This window comes from Cupriavidus cauae, from assembly GCF_026210475.1.
In the GTDB taxonomy this organism is placed as follows: Bacteria; Pseudomonadota; Gammaproteobacteria; order Burkholderiales; family Burkholderiaceae; genus Cupriavidus; species Cupriavidus cauae.
The window spans coordinates 445,504-458,824 of record NZ_CP080293.1; the positions used below are offsets into that span (position 1 = coordinate 445,504).

Consider the following 13,321-nt stretch of genomic DNA (forward strand, 5'->3'; position numbering starts at 1 on the left):
TTAGTGGTGCTTGAACGTCACGCGGTCGGGCACCGGCTGGAAGGTGCCGACGCGGCTCCACAGCGGCATGGCGAGGAAGAAGGCGAAGTACAGCAGCGTACCGAGCTGCGACACCTTTTCGCCGACCGGCGACGGCGGCTGCACGCCGAGGTAGCCCAGGATCAGGAAGAACGCGACGAAAACCATCAGGATCGTCTTGTGGAAAGCCGGACGGTAGCGGATCGACTTGACCGGCGAATGGTCGAGCCAGGGCAGGAAGAACAGGATGATCACCGAACCGCCCATGATCACCACGCCCCAGAACTTGGCGTCGATGAAGTAGAAACCCAGCGCCAGCAGCACCGCTATCGCGACCGCGATGCCCTTGACCTTCAGGCTCTTGCTGCGCAGGAACAAGATGCCCAGCAGCACGGCGAAGAAGATCCACAGGATCGGCAGGAAGTTGGCCGTGGTGGCACGCAGCATCGAATAGAACGGCGTGAAGTACCAGACCGGGGCGATGTGCGGCGGCGTCTTCAGCGGATCAGCCGGGAAGAAGTTGTTGTGTTCCAGGAAGTAGCCGCCCATCTCCGGGAAGAAGAAGATCACGGCCGAGAAGATGATCAGGAACACGCCCACGCCCATCAGGTCGTGCACCGAGTAGTACGGGTGGAACGGGATGCCGTCGAGCGGCACGCCGTTTTCGTCCTTGTTGGCCTTGATCTCGACGCCATCCGGGTTGTTCGAGCCCACCTCGTGCAGCGCGATGATGTGGGCGACGACCAGGCCCAGCAGCACCAGCGGCACCGCGATCACGTGGAACGAGAAGAAGCGGTTCAGCGTCGCGTCGCTGACCACGTAGTCACCGCGGATGAACAGCGACAGGTCCTGGCCGATCACCGGGATCGCCGAGAACAGGTTAACGATCACCTGGGCGCCCCAGTACGACATCTGGCCCCACGGCAGCAGATAGCCCATGAAGGCCTCGGCCATCAACGTCAGGAAGATCAGGCAGCCGAAGATCCAGACCAGCTCGCGGGGCTTGCGGTACGAACCGTACAGCAGCCCGCGGAACATATGCAGGTAGACGACCACGAAGAACGCCGAGGCGCCGGTCGAGTGCATGTAGCGGATCAACCAGCCCCAGGGCACCTCGCGCATGATGAATTCGACGCTGGCGTAGGCCACCGGGATGCCGGCGGCGTTCAGCGTGCCGTCCGGCTTGTAGTTCATCACCAGGAAGATGCCGGTGACGATCTGGATCACCAGCACCAGCAGCGCCAGCGAGCCGAAGAAGTACCAGAAGTTGAAGTTCTTCGGCGCGTAGTACTTGGACAGATGGTCTTCCCACAGCTGCGTCGCCGGGAAGCGCGCGTCGATCCAGCCCAGCAGGCCGGTCGTCTTGACTTGCTTTTCCGCCGCCATGATCAAGCCTCTCCTTTTTCGTCTTTGCCGATCACGATCGTGGTGTCGGTGAGGAACTGGTATGGGGGAACGTCAAGGTTCTGCGGTGCCGGCTTGTTCTTGAAGACGCGGCCTGCCAGGTCGAAGGTCGAGCCGTGGCACGGACAAAGGAAACCGGGGTCGGAACCGAGGGTGGGATTGGCGCCGGCCGCGAACGGGCCGGACGGGGAGCAACCGAGATGGGAACAGATACCGACGACGACGAGGATGTCCTTGTGCTCGGGCCGGGAACGGGTTTCGTTCTTGCAATACTCGGGGGTTTCCATCGTGAACGGAATTTCCGAGTTCGGGTCGGCCACTTCGGCGTCGGTCTTTTTCAGCGACGCCAGCATCTCCTCCGTGCGACGCAGAATCCAGACGGGCTTGCCGCGCCATTCGACCGTCATCATTTCGCCGGGCTTGAGCCCGCTGATGTCGGCCTCGACCGGCGCACCTGCCGCCTTGGCCTTTTCCGACGGTGCAAAGGTACTGACAAACGGCACCGCAACCGCCACTCCTCCGATGCCGCCAGCCACAGACGTCGCGATCAACCAGTTGCGACGCCCCTTATCCACGCTCTTCACGCTTTGCTGGTCATTCATTCCAAACCCCAGGGGAAGTCAATTTAGATTTTGCGTCAACCGTAAATTGTACCTTAGGCACATTGGGCAGTGAAAGCGCGGTAACCCGGGGGTGTTCGGTCATCGCGCGAGCGTGCAAGGCAGCCCCGCCGATCGGCCCGAATGCCGCGACAGGCTTGCGTTTGCGGCATCCTTGCGGCAGTCTTGCGCTGCGGTCCGTGGTGAAAAATGAACAACAGCAAGGAGTTAAGCCATGAGCATGATGTCGGAATTCAAGACCTTCGCGATGCGCGGGAACGTGGTCGACCTCGCGGTCGGCGTGATTATCGGCGCAGCTTTCGGAAAAATCGTGGATTCCGTGGTCAATGACCTGATCATGCCGTTGGTCGGCCGCATCATCGGCAAACTCGACTTTTCGAATCTGTTTCTGGTGTTGTCCGACCCGCCGGCCGGAACGCCAATGACGCTCGATGCCTTGAAAAAGGCCGGCGTACCGGTATTTGCCTACGGCAATTTCCTGACCATCCTGGTCAACTTCCTGATCCTGGCCTTCATCATTTTCATGATGGTGCGCGCAATCAATCGCCTGCGCGCCGCCGAGCCGCCGGCACCGGCGCCCGAAGATCCGGAAGACATCAAGCTGCTGCGCGAGATCCGCGACAGCCTGAAGACGACGCGGGCCTGAGGTCCGGGGGCCGCGGCGCCCCGGCGTTGCGGCGTCGCGGGCGGACCATTCGGTCAGACCGCGTTCGCACCTCGCTCAGACCGGATTCGGGATGTCGATGAAGGTATGGCGCAGGCCGAACTGCTGCGCCAGATGGGTGCCGAGCGCCTGAATGCCATAGCGCTCGGTGGCGTGATGGCCGGCGGCGATATAGCCGACGCCGCTCTCGCGCGCCAGGTGCGTGGTCTGCTCGGAGACCTCCCCGCTCAGATAGACATCGACTCCGGCGGCGATCGCCGCGCCGAAATAGCCCTGCGCGCCGCCGGTGCACCAGCCCACTGTCCGAACGGGCTGGTCCGGATCGCCGATCGCCAGGGGCTCACGCCCGAGCACGCCCGCGATGTGGTCGGCCAGCATGCGCAGCGTCATCGATTGCGGCAACGTGCCGGTCCAGCCGAGCTGGTCGTCCCCGAAGCGGCCGGTCGGATTCAGCCCGAGTTCGTGCCCCAGCTGCGCGTTGTTGCCTAGTTCGGGATGGCCGTCCAGCGGCAGGTGATAGGCCAGCAGATTGGTATCGGACACCAGCAGGCGGCGCAGCCTGCCATGCTTCTGGCCGATGACGCGAGCATCTTCGCCGCGCCAGAAATAGCCGTGATGGACCAGGATCGCGTCGGCACCGGCTTCGATGGCGGCATCGAGCAGCGCGGCACTGGCCGTCACTCCCGTCACGATGTGGGTGACTTCCGGCCGACCTTGTACTTGCAGACCGTTCGGGCAATAGTCCTTGTAGCGGGGGACTTCCAACAGGTCGTTCAAGTACAATTCAAGCTCTTTTGTTTTCATTTTCAGCCCAAACTCCAATATGTTGCGCCGCTTCTGGCTGTTCTTTGCCCAGGCCGTCACGGTTGTGCTGGCCATCTGGTTTGTCGTGGCGACATTGAAACCGGAATGGTTGCAACGCGGGCGCGTCGCGGTCCAATCCGGTTCGCCAATCGTCGCGCTCAAGGAAGTGGTGCCGAACGTCACAGGCCCATCCGCGGAACGTTCTTATAGCGAGGCGGCGCAGCTGGCGATGCCGGCGGTGGTCAATATCTTCACCAGCAAGAACGGCGCGCGCCGCGGCAACCCGCAGGCCGACGATCCGTGGTTCCGCTTCTTCTTCGGTGACCGGCTGCCCGAGCGGCAGGAGCCGGTGTCGAGCCTGGGCTCGGGCGTGATCGTCAGCGCCGAGGGCTACATTCTAACCAACCATCATGTGGTAGACGGCGCCGACGAGATCGAGGTCGCGCTGACCGACGGCCGCAAGGCCAACGCCAAGGTGGTGGGCTCGGACCCGGAAACGGATCTCGCAGTGCTCAAGATCACGCTGAAGGATCTGCCGGCCATCACGCTGGGACGCCTCGAGAACGTCAAGGTCGGCGATGTGGTGCTGGCGATCGGCAACCCGTTCGGCGTCGGCCAGACCGTGACGATGGGTATCGTGTCCGCGCTGGGCCGCAGCCATCTCGGTATCAATACCTTCGAGAACTTCATCCAGACCGACGCGGCAATCAACCCGGGCAATTCGGGCGGCGCGCTCGTCGACGCGCAGGGCAATCTGCTGGGTATCAATACGGCGATCTACTCGCGTTCGGGCGGCTCGCTGGGCATCGGTTTCGCGATTCCGGTGTCCACCGCCAAGCAGGTGATGGAGTCGATCATCTCGACCGGCTCGGTGACGCGCGGCTGGATCGGCGTCGAGCCGCAGGACATGACGCCGGAGATCGCCGAATCGTTCGGGCTCGAGGCCAAGGAAGGCGCGCTGATTGCCGCGATCGTGCAAGGCGGCCCCGCAGACAAGGCCGGCGTGCGGCCGGGCGATGTGCTGGTTGCCGTGCAGGATCAACCGATCACGGATACCACGGCACTGCTCAATGCGATCGCGCAACTCAAGCCGGGTACGGAAGTGAAGATGAAGGTGGTACGCCGTGGCAAGCCGACCGAGGTGACGGTGACGATCGGCAAGCGCCCTCCTCCACCACGGCGCGTGTTGCCTTACGACGAGGAAGATTGAAGACGTTCTGAACGTGCGGTGAACTGAAAAGCCCCTTGGTGATGCCAAGGGGCTTTTTTATTGGCGGTGACCCGTCGTAAACCAGGACGAGCCAAGTACCGTTGGCGCGTGCGAATTGGCCATGTTGCACCAGAGCACGACAGCGGGCCGAGCTCGTGAAGGATCCCGCCGCCCCGTCCTGCCAGAGAGCCGCTTTGCGTTTCCAACCGCGACGCGCGACGACGCGATGACGCGAGCCTCACGCGGTGCCTGCCTTATCCGATATGCCGGACCGGCACGGGCAAAGCCATCGGCAATGGGGCTTTCCGTGATGCTGCCTCAGCGTGACATTCCGCAGCTGCCCATTGCTTCCCCGTGCCGCGCCAGGTCGCCGGGCTGGGGCCTGACAGACTACTTCTGCAGAGGCGATCGCGACGGGCGCAACGATAAGGACTAAGACACCACAAAACAAAACGCCGGCATCCCGAAGGATGCCGGCGTTTCGATCAAGCTAACTTGATGCGGTTGCCCGCGTCAAATTAGAACTTGTGACGCACGCCGATGATGGCGCCGAACTGGTCCTTGCCCGGCTCCACGTTGAACGTGCTGGCAGCGGCGGTAGCACCGATGGTGTTGAAGCCCGACACGCCCAGACCCGAACCATCCTTGTTCAGGGTGTACGACAGCGACGTGTAGATGTCGGTACGCTTCGACAGCGCGTAGTCGCCGGTCAGGACGAATTGCCACGGATCAGCACCGCTGCGGCGGAAGTCCTGGTAGTACGCAGCACCCGTGACCGAGAAGGCCGGGGTCATTTGGTACGCCAGGCCAGCCCAGTACAGGTTCGACGTCGTGGTGTCAGCACCAACAGCGCCCGGCAGAACAGCGCCGTCCGAAGCCTTCGCCCAACGGTAGCCCACGAAGGCCTTGGCCGGACCGAAAGCGTAGGTACCGGCAACGGTAGCGCGGCGGATCACCGGAGCCTGGTTAGCTTCGGTACCGACGTGCAGGTCGTCGTAAGCAGCACCGATCGCGAACGGGCCAGCTGCGTACGACAGCATGGCGCCCATTTCGCGGCCGAACACGTTGCGGCCAGCAACTTCTTGGCCGTCAGCGCGGAACGAGTACATGGCCGACGCGGTCAGGCCGCCGAACTTGCCGACGTACTTGACGGCGTTGTCAGCACGCGATTGGAACTCGACAGCTTGCGAGGTGATCGAGTAACGCGGAGCGATCGCCATCGGGTCGAACTGCAGACCGAAGTCGTAGAACGGGGTCTGTTGACGACCCAGGGTCAGGGTGCCGAACTGGTTCTGCAGACCGACGTAGGCGGCACGACCGAACAGACGGCCACCTTGGCCCGAACGGCCGGTGTCGAGATCGAAACCGCTTTCCAGCACGAACAGACCCTTCAGGCCACCGCCCAGGTCTTCCACGCCACGCAGGCCCCAACGCGAGCCCGACTGGCCGCCCGACTGCATGCGGAACAGGTTTTCGCCCGTTGCGCCGGAGTTGTTGTTGTACTCGATACCAGCGTCGACCACGCCGTACAGGGTCACGCTCGACTGGGCGTAGGCACCACCAGCGGCCAGGGTGGCGACTGCAGCTGCAAACAGTTTCATCTTCATATCGACACTTTCCTTGTCAACTGATTGGGAAATCTTGGGTTGCCCAAGTGCATGGGCGACGCATTCACCATCACGTCTGCTGCGTATTATGTGTCAGGCTCCCGCGCGCTCAGAAGGCTTTTTCGTCGTAAACCGTTCCTGAGGGCGGCTTTTGTTGCTGAACAGCAACAGGAGAAACGGTGATTTTCCCCATTTTGGTGCAAAAAGGACGCAAGGTTTGCGCCCTCTTGCCCTCATCAGTCGGCTTGCGACTCTTTTGCGGCGCCGTCATTGGGCAGCGGACGGCCGATGACCTTGGCCATCAGCAGGCCAAGCTCGTAGAGCAGGATCAGCGGGATCGCCAGCAACAGCTGCGACAGCACATCGGGCGGCGTGACGATGGCGGCGATGATGAAGGCGCCAACGATCACATACGGGCGGATCTGCTTGAGCTTCTCCAGCTCCACCACGCCGAAGCGCACCAGCACGATGACGACCACCGGCACCTCGAAGGTGATGCCGAACGCCAGGAACGTCGTCATGGCGAAGCCGAGATACTTGTCGATGTCGGTCGACATTTCGGCACCGAGCGGCGCGTTGTAGTGCGCCATGAAGTGGAACACCGTCGGAAACACCAGGAAGTAGGCAAAGGCGACGCCGAACAGGAACAGCAGATAGCTGCTCGTGACCAGCGGCATGATCAGCCGCTTCTCGTGCTGATAGAGCCCGGGCGCGACGAATTGCCAGACCTGGTACAGCACCCATGGCAACGCGATCAGGAAAGCGACCAGCAACGTGACCTTCATCGGCACGAAGAACGAGCCGGTCACGTCGGTCACGATCATCTTGCCGCCCTTGGGCAACGACTCCATCAGCGGCCGCGCAAACAGGTTGAAGATATCCGGCGCCCAGTACACCAGGCTGACGAATACCACCAGCACGCCGGCGACGGCCTTGACGATGCGCTCGCGCAGCTCCACCAGGTGGGAGATAAAGGTTTCCTGCGGGGATTCGTCTTGGGGATCGGGAGAACGCGATTCGCTCATGGCGGCAGCCGCTCAGCAGCGGTGGGCGGACAACAGGGAAGAGAAAAGCGACATCGCGCGCGGCAAGGCGCGCGACGAACGTGCGGACCGGTCGGCCGCCGGCATCGGGGCGGACTGCCGCATGGTCACTCGAAGAAAGAACGGGCGGGACGCGTCGCCGGACGGTGCCGCTTGACGCGGGCAGCGCCGGATTGCGCCCAGCCGCGGACGTTGTTCTGGCGCTTGTACCACTTCGGCACGGCGGCCTGCTTGACGCGCCAGCTCTTGCGGCCGTTGTGCATCTTGTGCGCGCTGTCCCAGCTCGGCACATACGAGGCAGGCACATCGGTGCCGGCGGGGGTACCGATCTCGCTGGTGTCGCCGGACAACGCCTCGTTCAGCGACTGCGCCTGCTCGTTGACCTCTTTGTGGATGGTCCGCTCGACATCGCGCGCGGCTTCCTCGAATTCGGTGCGCATGCGGCGCAGTTCGTCCAGCTCGACCTCGCGGCTGACCTCCGCCTTCACATCGCTGATATAGCGTTGCGCGCGCCCGACCAGCGCGCCGACGGTGCGGGCGACCTTGGGCAGCCGCTCGGGACCGATCACGATCAGCGCGACCGCGCCGATCAGCGCCAGCTTGGAAATGCCCAGATCGATCATGCGGGATTCAATGCCAGTGCCGGGCGCGGCCGGGCGCAATGCCCTGCGCCGCCGCCCGGAGGAAGGAGGGAATCAGTGTACCGGGGGCCGGCCCGGCCGATGCGGGGCCGCGCCGGCCGGACGCCGACTGACTGCATGATGCGGATTACTGCTGCTGGCGCGACTTTTCCTTGGCGTCCACGTCGATGGTGGTCGAGTCGCGCAGTTCCTTGGGCGTGCCGGCGGCGGTGTCCTCGCCCGCCGGGGCGTTGGGATCCTTCATGCCGTCCTTGAAGCCCTTGACCGCGCCGCCCAGATCCTGCCCGATATTGCGCAGCTTCTTCGTACCGAAGACCAGCATGACGATCACCAGCACGATCAGCCAATGCCAAATGCTAAACGAACCCATTTTCCTGCTCCTGATGAAGCCCCGCGCGGCACCTTGCCACGCGGACCCGTTGTTCCGTCCGAGCTCGCACGCCGGGCGACGGTAGCCGGCGCTGTTCCGTCCGCCGCGAGCGGCAGGACGTCATTCTTTACTCCAGGCTTGCCGCGGCGGCCTACGGCAGCGCGACCTTCCATTCGGTCCGCGGCCCGCCCATCACGTGCAGATGCAGGTGATAGACCTCCTGGCCGCCGTCCGAACCGGTGTTGATCACGGTGCGGAAGCCATTGCCGCAGCCCGCCTCGCGGGCCAGCTGCGGCGCCTTGAGCAGCATTTTAGCAAGCACGTCGCCTTCGCCCGGGCCGCAGTCGGCGAGCGAGTCTACATGCACCTTCGGAATGATCAGGAAGTGCACCGGCGCCTTCGGATGGATATCGTGGAACGCCAGCATGTCGGCGTCCTCGTACACTTTGCGCGACGGTATCTGGCCGGCGACGATCTTGCAGAAGATGCAATTCTCGTGTGCGTTCATGAAAGTTTCATTGCGAAGTGAAGGACACCGGCAAGCCGGAATTCAGCCTGGCCCGGTTCGCGCCGTCTGGAAATCTAGAAACGCTGCTCCGGGTACATCGGCTTGCTGTCGTTCAAATACAACCAGCCTTTGACAATACGGTAAAGAATCCACAGCGACAACAGGCCCCAGACGATGAAGGCCAGTGCGATGCCGACCACGGTGGCAAACAGCACGCCCCCCAGCACGGTCCACGCGACCGACCACCAGAACGAGCGGATCTGCCACGCAAAGTGCGACGCATAGAGTGTGCCGCGCGCATCGTCGCGCTTGACGTAGTTGATGATGATCGCGATCAGCGCGGTGATGCCGCCGGTCAGCCAGAAAATCGCATACAGCCCGTACAGGATATGGGTCAGCTTGCGCAGGCTGTCGAGCTGCGCGCCGCCGCTGCTGGGCACCACCTGGCCGGGATAGTCGTTGCTCATTGCACCTCCTTGCGTGTGCGCACGGTTCGGTCCAGACGATACTGTGCCACACGATACACCGCCGCCCGCCGAGGGGCGCCGGCGCTCACTTCGGCTCGGCCGTGCGCGCGGCCTTTTCGGCCAGTCCCGACAGCCCCTCGCGGCGCGCCAGTTCGGCCACCACGTCGGCCGGACTCAGGCCAAAGCGGGCCAACAGCACCATGCTGTGGAACCACAGGTCCGCGACCTCGTAGACCACCTTGTCGAGCGCGGGGCCGGCCAGGCCGGCGGCGCGCGCATCCTTGGCCGCCATCACCGTTTCGGTCGCTTCCTCGCCGATCTTCTTCAGGATCGCGTCGTCGCCTTTATGGAACAACCGCGCGACATAGGATTTGTCGGGATCGCCGCCGTGTTCGGGCTTGCGCGATTCGAGCACCGCGGCCACGCGCGCGAGCACGTCGGCCAGCGCGTCGGCCTGGTTCGCAGAAGAGTCGCTCATCAGTGATTGCTGCCGTAGATGGACGAGGGGTCCTTCAACACCGGTTCGACGGTCTGCCAGTCGCCGTCCTCGACGTCGCCCTCGAATTTCTGAAAGAAGCAGGAATGGCGGCCGGTGTGGCAGGCGATGTCGCCGGCCTGCGTGACCTTCAGCAGCACCACGTCCTCGTCGCAATCGAGCCGGATCTCATGCACCTTCTGCACATGGCCCGACTCCTCGCCCTTGTGCCACAGCCGCTTGCGCGAACGCGACCAGAACACCGCCTCGCCGAGCTCGACGGTGCGCTGCAGCGCCTCGCGATTCATGAAGGCGAACATCAGCACGTCGTTGGAGCCGACTTCCTGCACGATCACCGGCACCAGGCCGTGGTCGTCCCATTTGACCTTGTTGAGCCACTTCTTTTGCATCGTCAAACCCGCATCGGAATGCCCTCGCGGGCCATGAATGCCTTCGCCTCGGCCACCGTGTGCTGGCCGTAGTGGAAGATGCTCGCCGCCAGCACCGCGTCGGCATGGCCGATGCGGATGCCGTCGGCCAGGTCCTGCAGCCCGCCGACGCCGCCCGAGGCGATCACCGGCACGCCGACCGCGTCGCTGACCGCGCGGGTCAGTTCGAGATCGAAACCGCTTTTGGTGCCGTCGCGGTCCATGCTGGTCAGCAGCAGTTCACCGGCGCCGCGGCGCGCCATTTCGCGCGCCCACTCGACCGCGTCGAGGCCGGTGGCCTTGCGCCCGCCGTGGGTGAACACTTCCCAGCGCGGCGGCTCGCCCGGTGCCGAGCTGCGCTTGGCGTCGATCGCCACCACGATGCATTGCGAGCCGTAGCGCGCGGTGGCGTCCGACACCAGCTGCGGATTGCTGATCGCCGACGAATTGACGCTGATCTTGTCCGCGCCAGCATTGAGCAGGCGGCGCACGTCCTCGACGGTGCGCACGCCGCCGCCGACCGTCAGCGGAATGAACACCTGCGAGGCCACCGCCTCGATGATGTTCAGCATCAGGTCGCGGCCGTCGCTGGTCGCGGTGATGTCGAGGAATGTGATTTCGTCCGCGCCCTGCTCGTCATAGCGGCGCGCGATCTCGACCGGGTCGCCCGCGTCGCGCAATTCAACGAAGTTGACCCCTTTGACCACCCGCCCGTTGGTCACGTCCAGGCAGGGGATGATACGTTTGGCTAGCATCGGAATCCTTGCCACGCGGCGCGCGCAGGCACGGCGCGACGCGGGCAGCAGCGCCCCCCCGGGGGCGCAATGGCGACGGCTTACTGGCCGGCGCCGAGTTTGTCCGCGAGCGCCTGCGCGTCCGCGAAATTCAGGTCGCCGGAGTAGATCGCGCGGCCGCAGATCACCCCTTCGACGCCTTCGCTCTCGACCGAGCACAGCCGGTCGATATCGCTCATGTTCGACAGGCCGCCGCTCGCGATCACCGGGATCGACACCGACTGGGCCAGCTTGACGGTGGCATCGATGTTGATGCCCTGCAGCATGCCGTCGCGGCCGATGTCGGTGTAGATGATCGCCTCGACGCCGTAGTCCTCGTACTTGCGCGCCAGGTCGATCACCTCGTGGCCGGTCAGCTTGCTCCAGCCGTCGGTGGCGACCTTGCCGTCGCGGGCATCGAGTCCGACGATGATGTGGCCGCCGAACGCCGAGCATGCATCCTTCAGGAAGCCCGGATTCTTGACCGCGGCGGTGCCGATGATGATGTACGACAGGCCGTCGTCCAGCCACCGCTCGATCGTGTTCAGGTCCCGGATGCCTCCGCCGAGCTGGACCGGGATCTCTTCGCCGACCTCGGCGATGATGGCCTTGATCGCGGCCTCATTGCGGGGCTTGCCGACGAAGGCGCCGTTCAGGTCGACCAGGTGCAGACGCCGCGCGCCCTGTTCCACCCAATGTCGTGCCATGGCGGCGGGCTCTTCGGAGAAGACGGTGGCCTGGTCCATATCGCCTTGTTTGAGGCGTACACATTGACCGTCCTTCAGGTCGATGGCCGGAATGAGCAACATAAGCGTGACGAGCGTGTTGAAGTAAAAAGGTTGTCCTGGCGGGACCGGCGCTGCCGGCCCGGCCTTGCCTGCGTCGAACGGCTTGGTGAATCAGGGCTTCCAGTCCACGAAATTCCGGTAGAGCTGCAAGCCGAGTGCGGCGCTTTTCTCCGGGTGGAACTGCGTGGCAAAAATATTATCCCGGGCCACCGCGCTGGTAAACACGACGCCATATTCGGTTTCCCCGGCAGTATGGGCGGAATCGCGCGGCTGCACATAGTAGCTGTGGACGAAATAGAACCAGCTCTGATCGGGAATACCCTGCCACAGCGGATGCGGGCGGGTCTGGCGAACGCGGTTCCAGCCCATCTGCGGCACCTTGTAGCGCGAGCCGTCCGGCTGCGTCATGCCGTCGAGCTCGAAGCGGACCACCTCGCCCGGCATCAGGCCCAGGCATGGCGTGCTGTCCGCACCGGCCCTACTTTCCCTGCTCGCTTCGAACAGCATCTGTTCGCCAACGCACACGCCCAGCAGCGGCTTGCTGGCCGCGGCCTCGAGCACGGCCTCGCGCAGCCCCGAGGCATTGAGCGCCGCCATGCAGTCGGGCATCGCGCCCTGGCCGGGCAGCACCACGCGCTCGGCGGCGCGGATGCCCTCGGGCGCATCGACGACGCGCACATCGGCGTCGGGCGCCGCACGGCGCAGCGCCTGCGCCACCGAGCGCAGGTTGCCCATGCCGTAATCCACAATTGCAATCGTAGTCATGATGTTGGAAACGGCCGTGGCATCGCGTGGCCGTCCCCTCGGAAACGGTGGAGGGTGGTGGAGTCCGGAAGAGATCGGTAGAAACCGGTCGGCGTGGGCGGCGGCAGGAAAACCCCGCCACCCTTCATCGGACCGGTATCGAAATCAGAGCGTGCCCTTGGTCGACGGAATCGTATTGGCCGCGCGCGGGTCCAGCTCTACCGCCATGCGCAGCGCCCGGCCGAAGGCCTTGAATACCGTTTCGCATTGATGGTGGGCATTGATGCCGCGCAGATTGTCGATATGCAGCGTCACGCCGGCATGATTGACGAAGCCGCGGAAGAACTCGATGGTCAGGTCGACATCGAAGCTGCCGACGCGCGCCCGGGTGAACGGCACGTGGAACTCCAGCCCCGGGCGGCCCGAGAAATCGATCACCACGCGCGACAGGCATTCATCGAGCGGCACGTAGCTGTGCCCATAGCGGGTGATGCCCTTCTTGTCGCCGATGGCCTTGGCCACCGCCTGTCCCAGCGTGATGCCCACATCCTCGACCGTATGGTGGTCGTCGATATGGGTGTCGCCCTTGGCCTCGACCTCGAGGTCGAACATGCCATGGCGGGCGATCTGGTCCAGCATGTGGTCCAGGAAGGGAACGCCGGAAGCCAGCAGCTGGCGTCCGGTGCCGTCCAGATTCAGCGCGACGCGGATCTGGGTCTCGGAGGTATTGCGGGTGACCTCGGCAACACGCATGGTG

General features: G+C 64.1%; 17 protein-coding genes. 2 read left to right on the forward strand and 15 right to left on the reverse strand.

Annotated elements, in window-relative coordinates; translation table 11 throughout:
* On the reverse strand, nucleotides 1-1,404 hold the full coding sequence (locus KZ686_RS02005; RefSeq protein WP_149319696.1) for a cytochrome b: 1,404 nt from the start codon (nucleotides 1,402-1,404) through the stop codon (nucleotides 1-3).
* Between the two features lie 2 nt (nucleotides 1,405-1,406).
* The gene (petA, locus tag KZ686_RS02010; RefSeq protein WP_149319697.1) at nucleotides 1,407-2,024 is read right to left on the reverse strand and encodes a ubiquinol-cytochrome c reductase iron-sulfur subunit; all 618 of its coding nucleotides are present in this window, start codon (nucleotides 2,022-2,024) and stop codon (nucleotides 1,407-1,409) included.
* A 232-nt stretch (nucleotides 2,025-2,256) separates the two neighbouring features.
* Between petA and mscL the strand changes: the two genes are divergently transcribed.
* Nucleotides 2,257-2,688: a large conductance mechanosensitive channel protein MscL gene (gene mscL, locus KZ686_RS02015; protein ID WP_149319698.1), complete on the forward strand. Its 432-nt coding sequence runs from the start codon at nucleotides 2,257-2,259 to the stop codon at nucleotides 2,686-2,688.
* Nucleotides 2,689-2,763: 75 nt separating this feature from the next.
* On the opposite strand, the gene KZ686_RS02020 is transcribed toward mscL, so the two are convergent.
* Entirely contained in the window at nucleotides 2,764-3,510 is a 747-nt protein-coding gene (locus KZ686_RS02020) for a Nif3-like dinuclear metal center hexameric protein (RefSeq protein WP_226109528.1), read from the reverse strand.
* 19 nt (nucleotides 3,511-3,529) lie between these two features.
* Between KZ686_RS02020 and KZ686_RS02025 the strand changes: the two genes are divergently transcribed.
* Nucleotides 3,530-4,720: a Do family serine endopeptidase gene (locus KZ686_RS02025; protein ID WP_150082608.1), complete on the forward strand. Its 1,191-nt coding sequence runs from the start codon at nucleotides 3,530-3,532 to the stop codon at nucleotides 4,718-4,720.
* Nucleotides 4,721-5,238: 518 nt separating this feature from the next.
* Here KZ686_RS02025 and KZ686_RS02030 read toward each other — a convergent pair.
* The 12 genes from KZ686_RS02030 to hisB all read right to left on the reverse strand — a co-directional run bounded on the left by KZ686_RS02030 (nucleotide 5,239) and on the right by hisB (nucleotide 13,317).
* Nucleotides 5,239-6,327: a porin gene (locus KZ686_RS02030; RefSeq protein WP_265632929.1), complete on the reverse strand. Its 1,089-nt coding sequence runs from the start codon at nucleotides 6,325-6,327 to the stop codon at nucleotides 5,239-5,241.
* Between the two features lie 236 nt (nucleotides 6,328-6,563).
* Nucleotides 6,564-7,352: a twin-arginine translocase subunit TatC gene (gene tatC, locus KZ686_RS02035; protein ID WP_149319702.1), complete on the reverse strand. Its 789-nt coding sequence runs from the start codon at nucleotides 7,350-7,352 to the stop codon at nucleotides 6,564-6,566.
* Between the two features lie 125 nt (nucleotides 7,353-7,477).
* Complete coding sequence (tatB, locus tag KZ686_RS02040) at nucleotides 7,478-7,993, reverse strand: Sec-independent protein translocase protein TatB (RefSeq protein WP_149319703.1); 516 nt, start codon at nucleotides 7,991-7,993, stop codon at nucleotides 7,478-7,480.
* 145 nt (nucleotides 7,994-8,138) lie between these two features.
* Entirely contained in the window at nucleotides 8,139-8,381 is a 243-nt protein-coding gene (gene tatA / locus KZ686_RS02045; protein ID WP_149319704.1) for a Sec-independent protein translocase subunit TatA, read from the reverse strand.
* Between the two features lie 151 nt (nucleotides 8,382-8,532).
* Nucleotides 8,533-8,889, reverse strand: coding sequence for a histidine triad nucleotide-binding protein (locus KZ686_RS02050; protein WP_149319705.1), 357 nt, complete (start codon nucleotides 8,887-8,889; stop codon nucleotides 8,533-8,535).
* A gap of 74 nt (nucleotides 8,890-8,963) precedes the next feature.
* Nucleotides 8,964-9,356, reverse strand: coding sequence for a DUF4870 family protein (locus tag KZ686_RS02055; protein ID WP_265632930.1), 393 nt, complete (start codon nucleotides 9,354-9,356; stop codon nucleotides 8,964-8,966).
* Nucleotides 9,357-9,441: 85 nt separating this feature from the next.
* Entirely contained in the window at nucleotides 9,442-9,834 is a 393-nt protein-coding gene (locus KZ686_RS02060; RefSeq protein WP_150082610.1) for a phosphoribosyl-ATP diphosphatase, read from the reverse strand.
* The gene (gene hisI, locus KZ686_RS02065; RefSeq protein ID WP_149319707.1) at nucleotides 9,834-10,241 is read right to left on the reverse strand and encodes a phosphoribosyl-AMP cyclohydrolase; all 408 of its coding nucleotides are present in this window, start codon (nucleotides 10,239-10,241) and stop codon (nucleotides 9,834-9,836) included. Before hisI ends, KZ686_RS02060 begins: the two co-directional genes overlap by 1 nt.
* Nucleotides 10,242-10,243: 2 nt before the next feature.
* A complete protein-coding gene (gene hisF, locus KZ686_RS02070) occupies nucleotides 10,244-11,014 on the reverse strand; it encodes an imidazole glycerol phosphate synthase subunit HisF (RefSeq protein ID WP_149319708.1) in 771 nt (256 codons plus the stop codon).
* A gap of 80 nt (nucleotides 11,015-11,094) precedes the next feature.
* Nucleotides 11,095-11,841 (reverse strand): 1-(5-phosphoribosyl)-5-[(5-phosphoribosylamino)methylideneamino]imidazole-4-carboxamide isomerase, encoded by a 747-nt coding sequence (gene hisA / locus KZ686_RS02075; protein WP_149319709.1) that lies wholly within the window; start codon nucleotides 11,839-11,841, stop codon nucleotides 11,095-11,097.
* A gap of 90 nt (nucleotides 11,842-11,931) precedes the next feature.
* A complete protein-coding gene (gene hisH, locus KZ686_RS02080; RefSeq protein ID WP_149319710.1) occupies nucleotides 11,932-12,585 on the reverse strand; it encodes an imidazole glycerol phosphate synthase subunit HisH in 654 nt (217 codons plus the stop codon).
* A gap of 144 nt (nucleotides 12,586-12,729) precedes the next feature.
* A complete protein-coding gene (gene hisB / locus KZ686_RS02085) occupies nucleotides 12,730-13,317 on the reverse strand; it encodes an imidazoleglycerol-phosphate dehydratase HisB (RefSeq protein ID WP_006575772.1) in 588 nt (195 codons plus the stop codon).
* Nucleotides 13,318-13,321 lie beyond the last annotated feature (4 nt).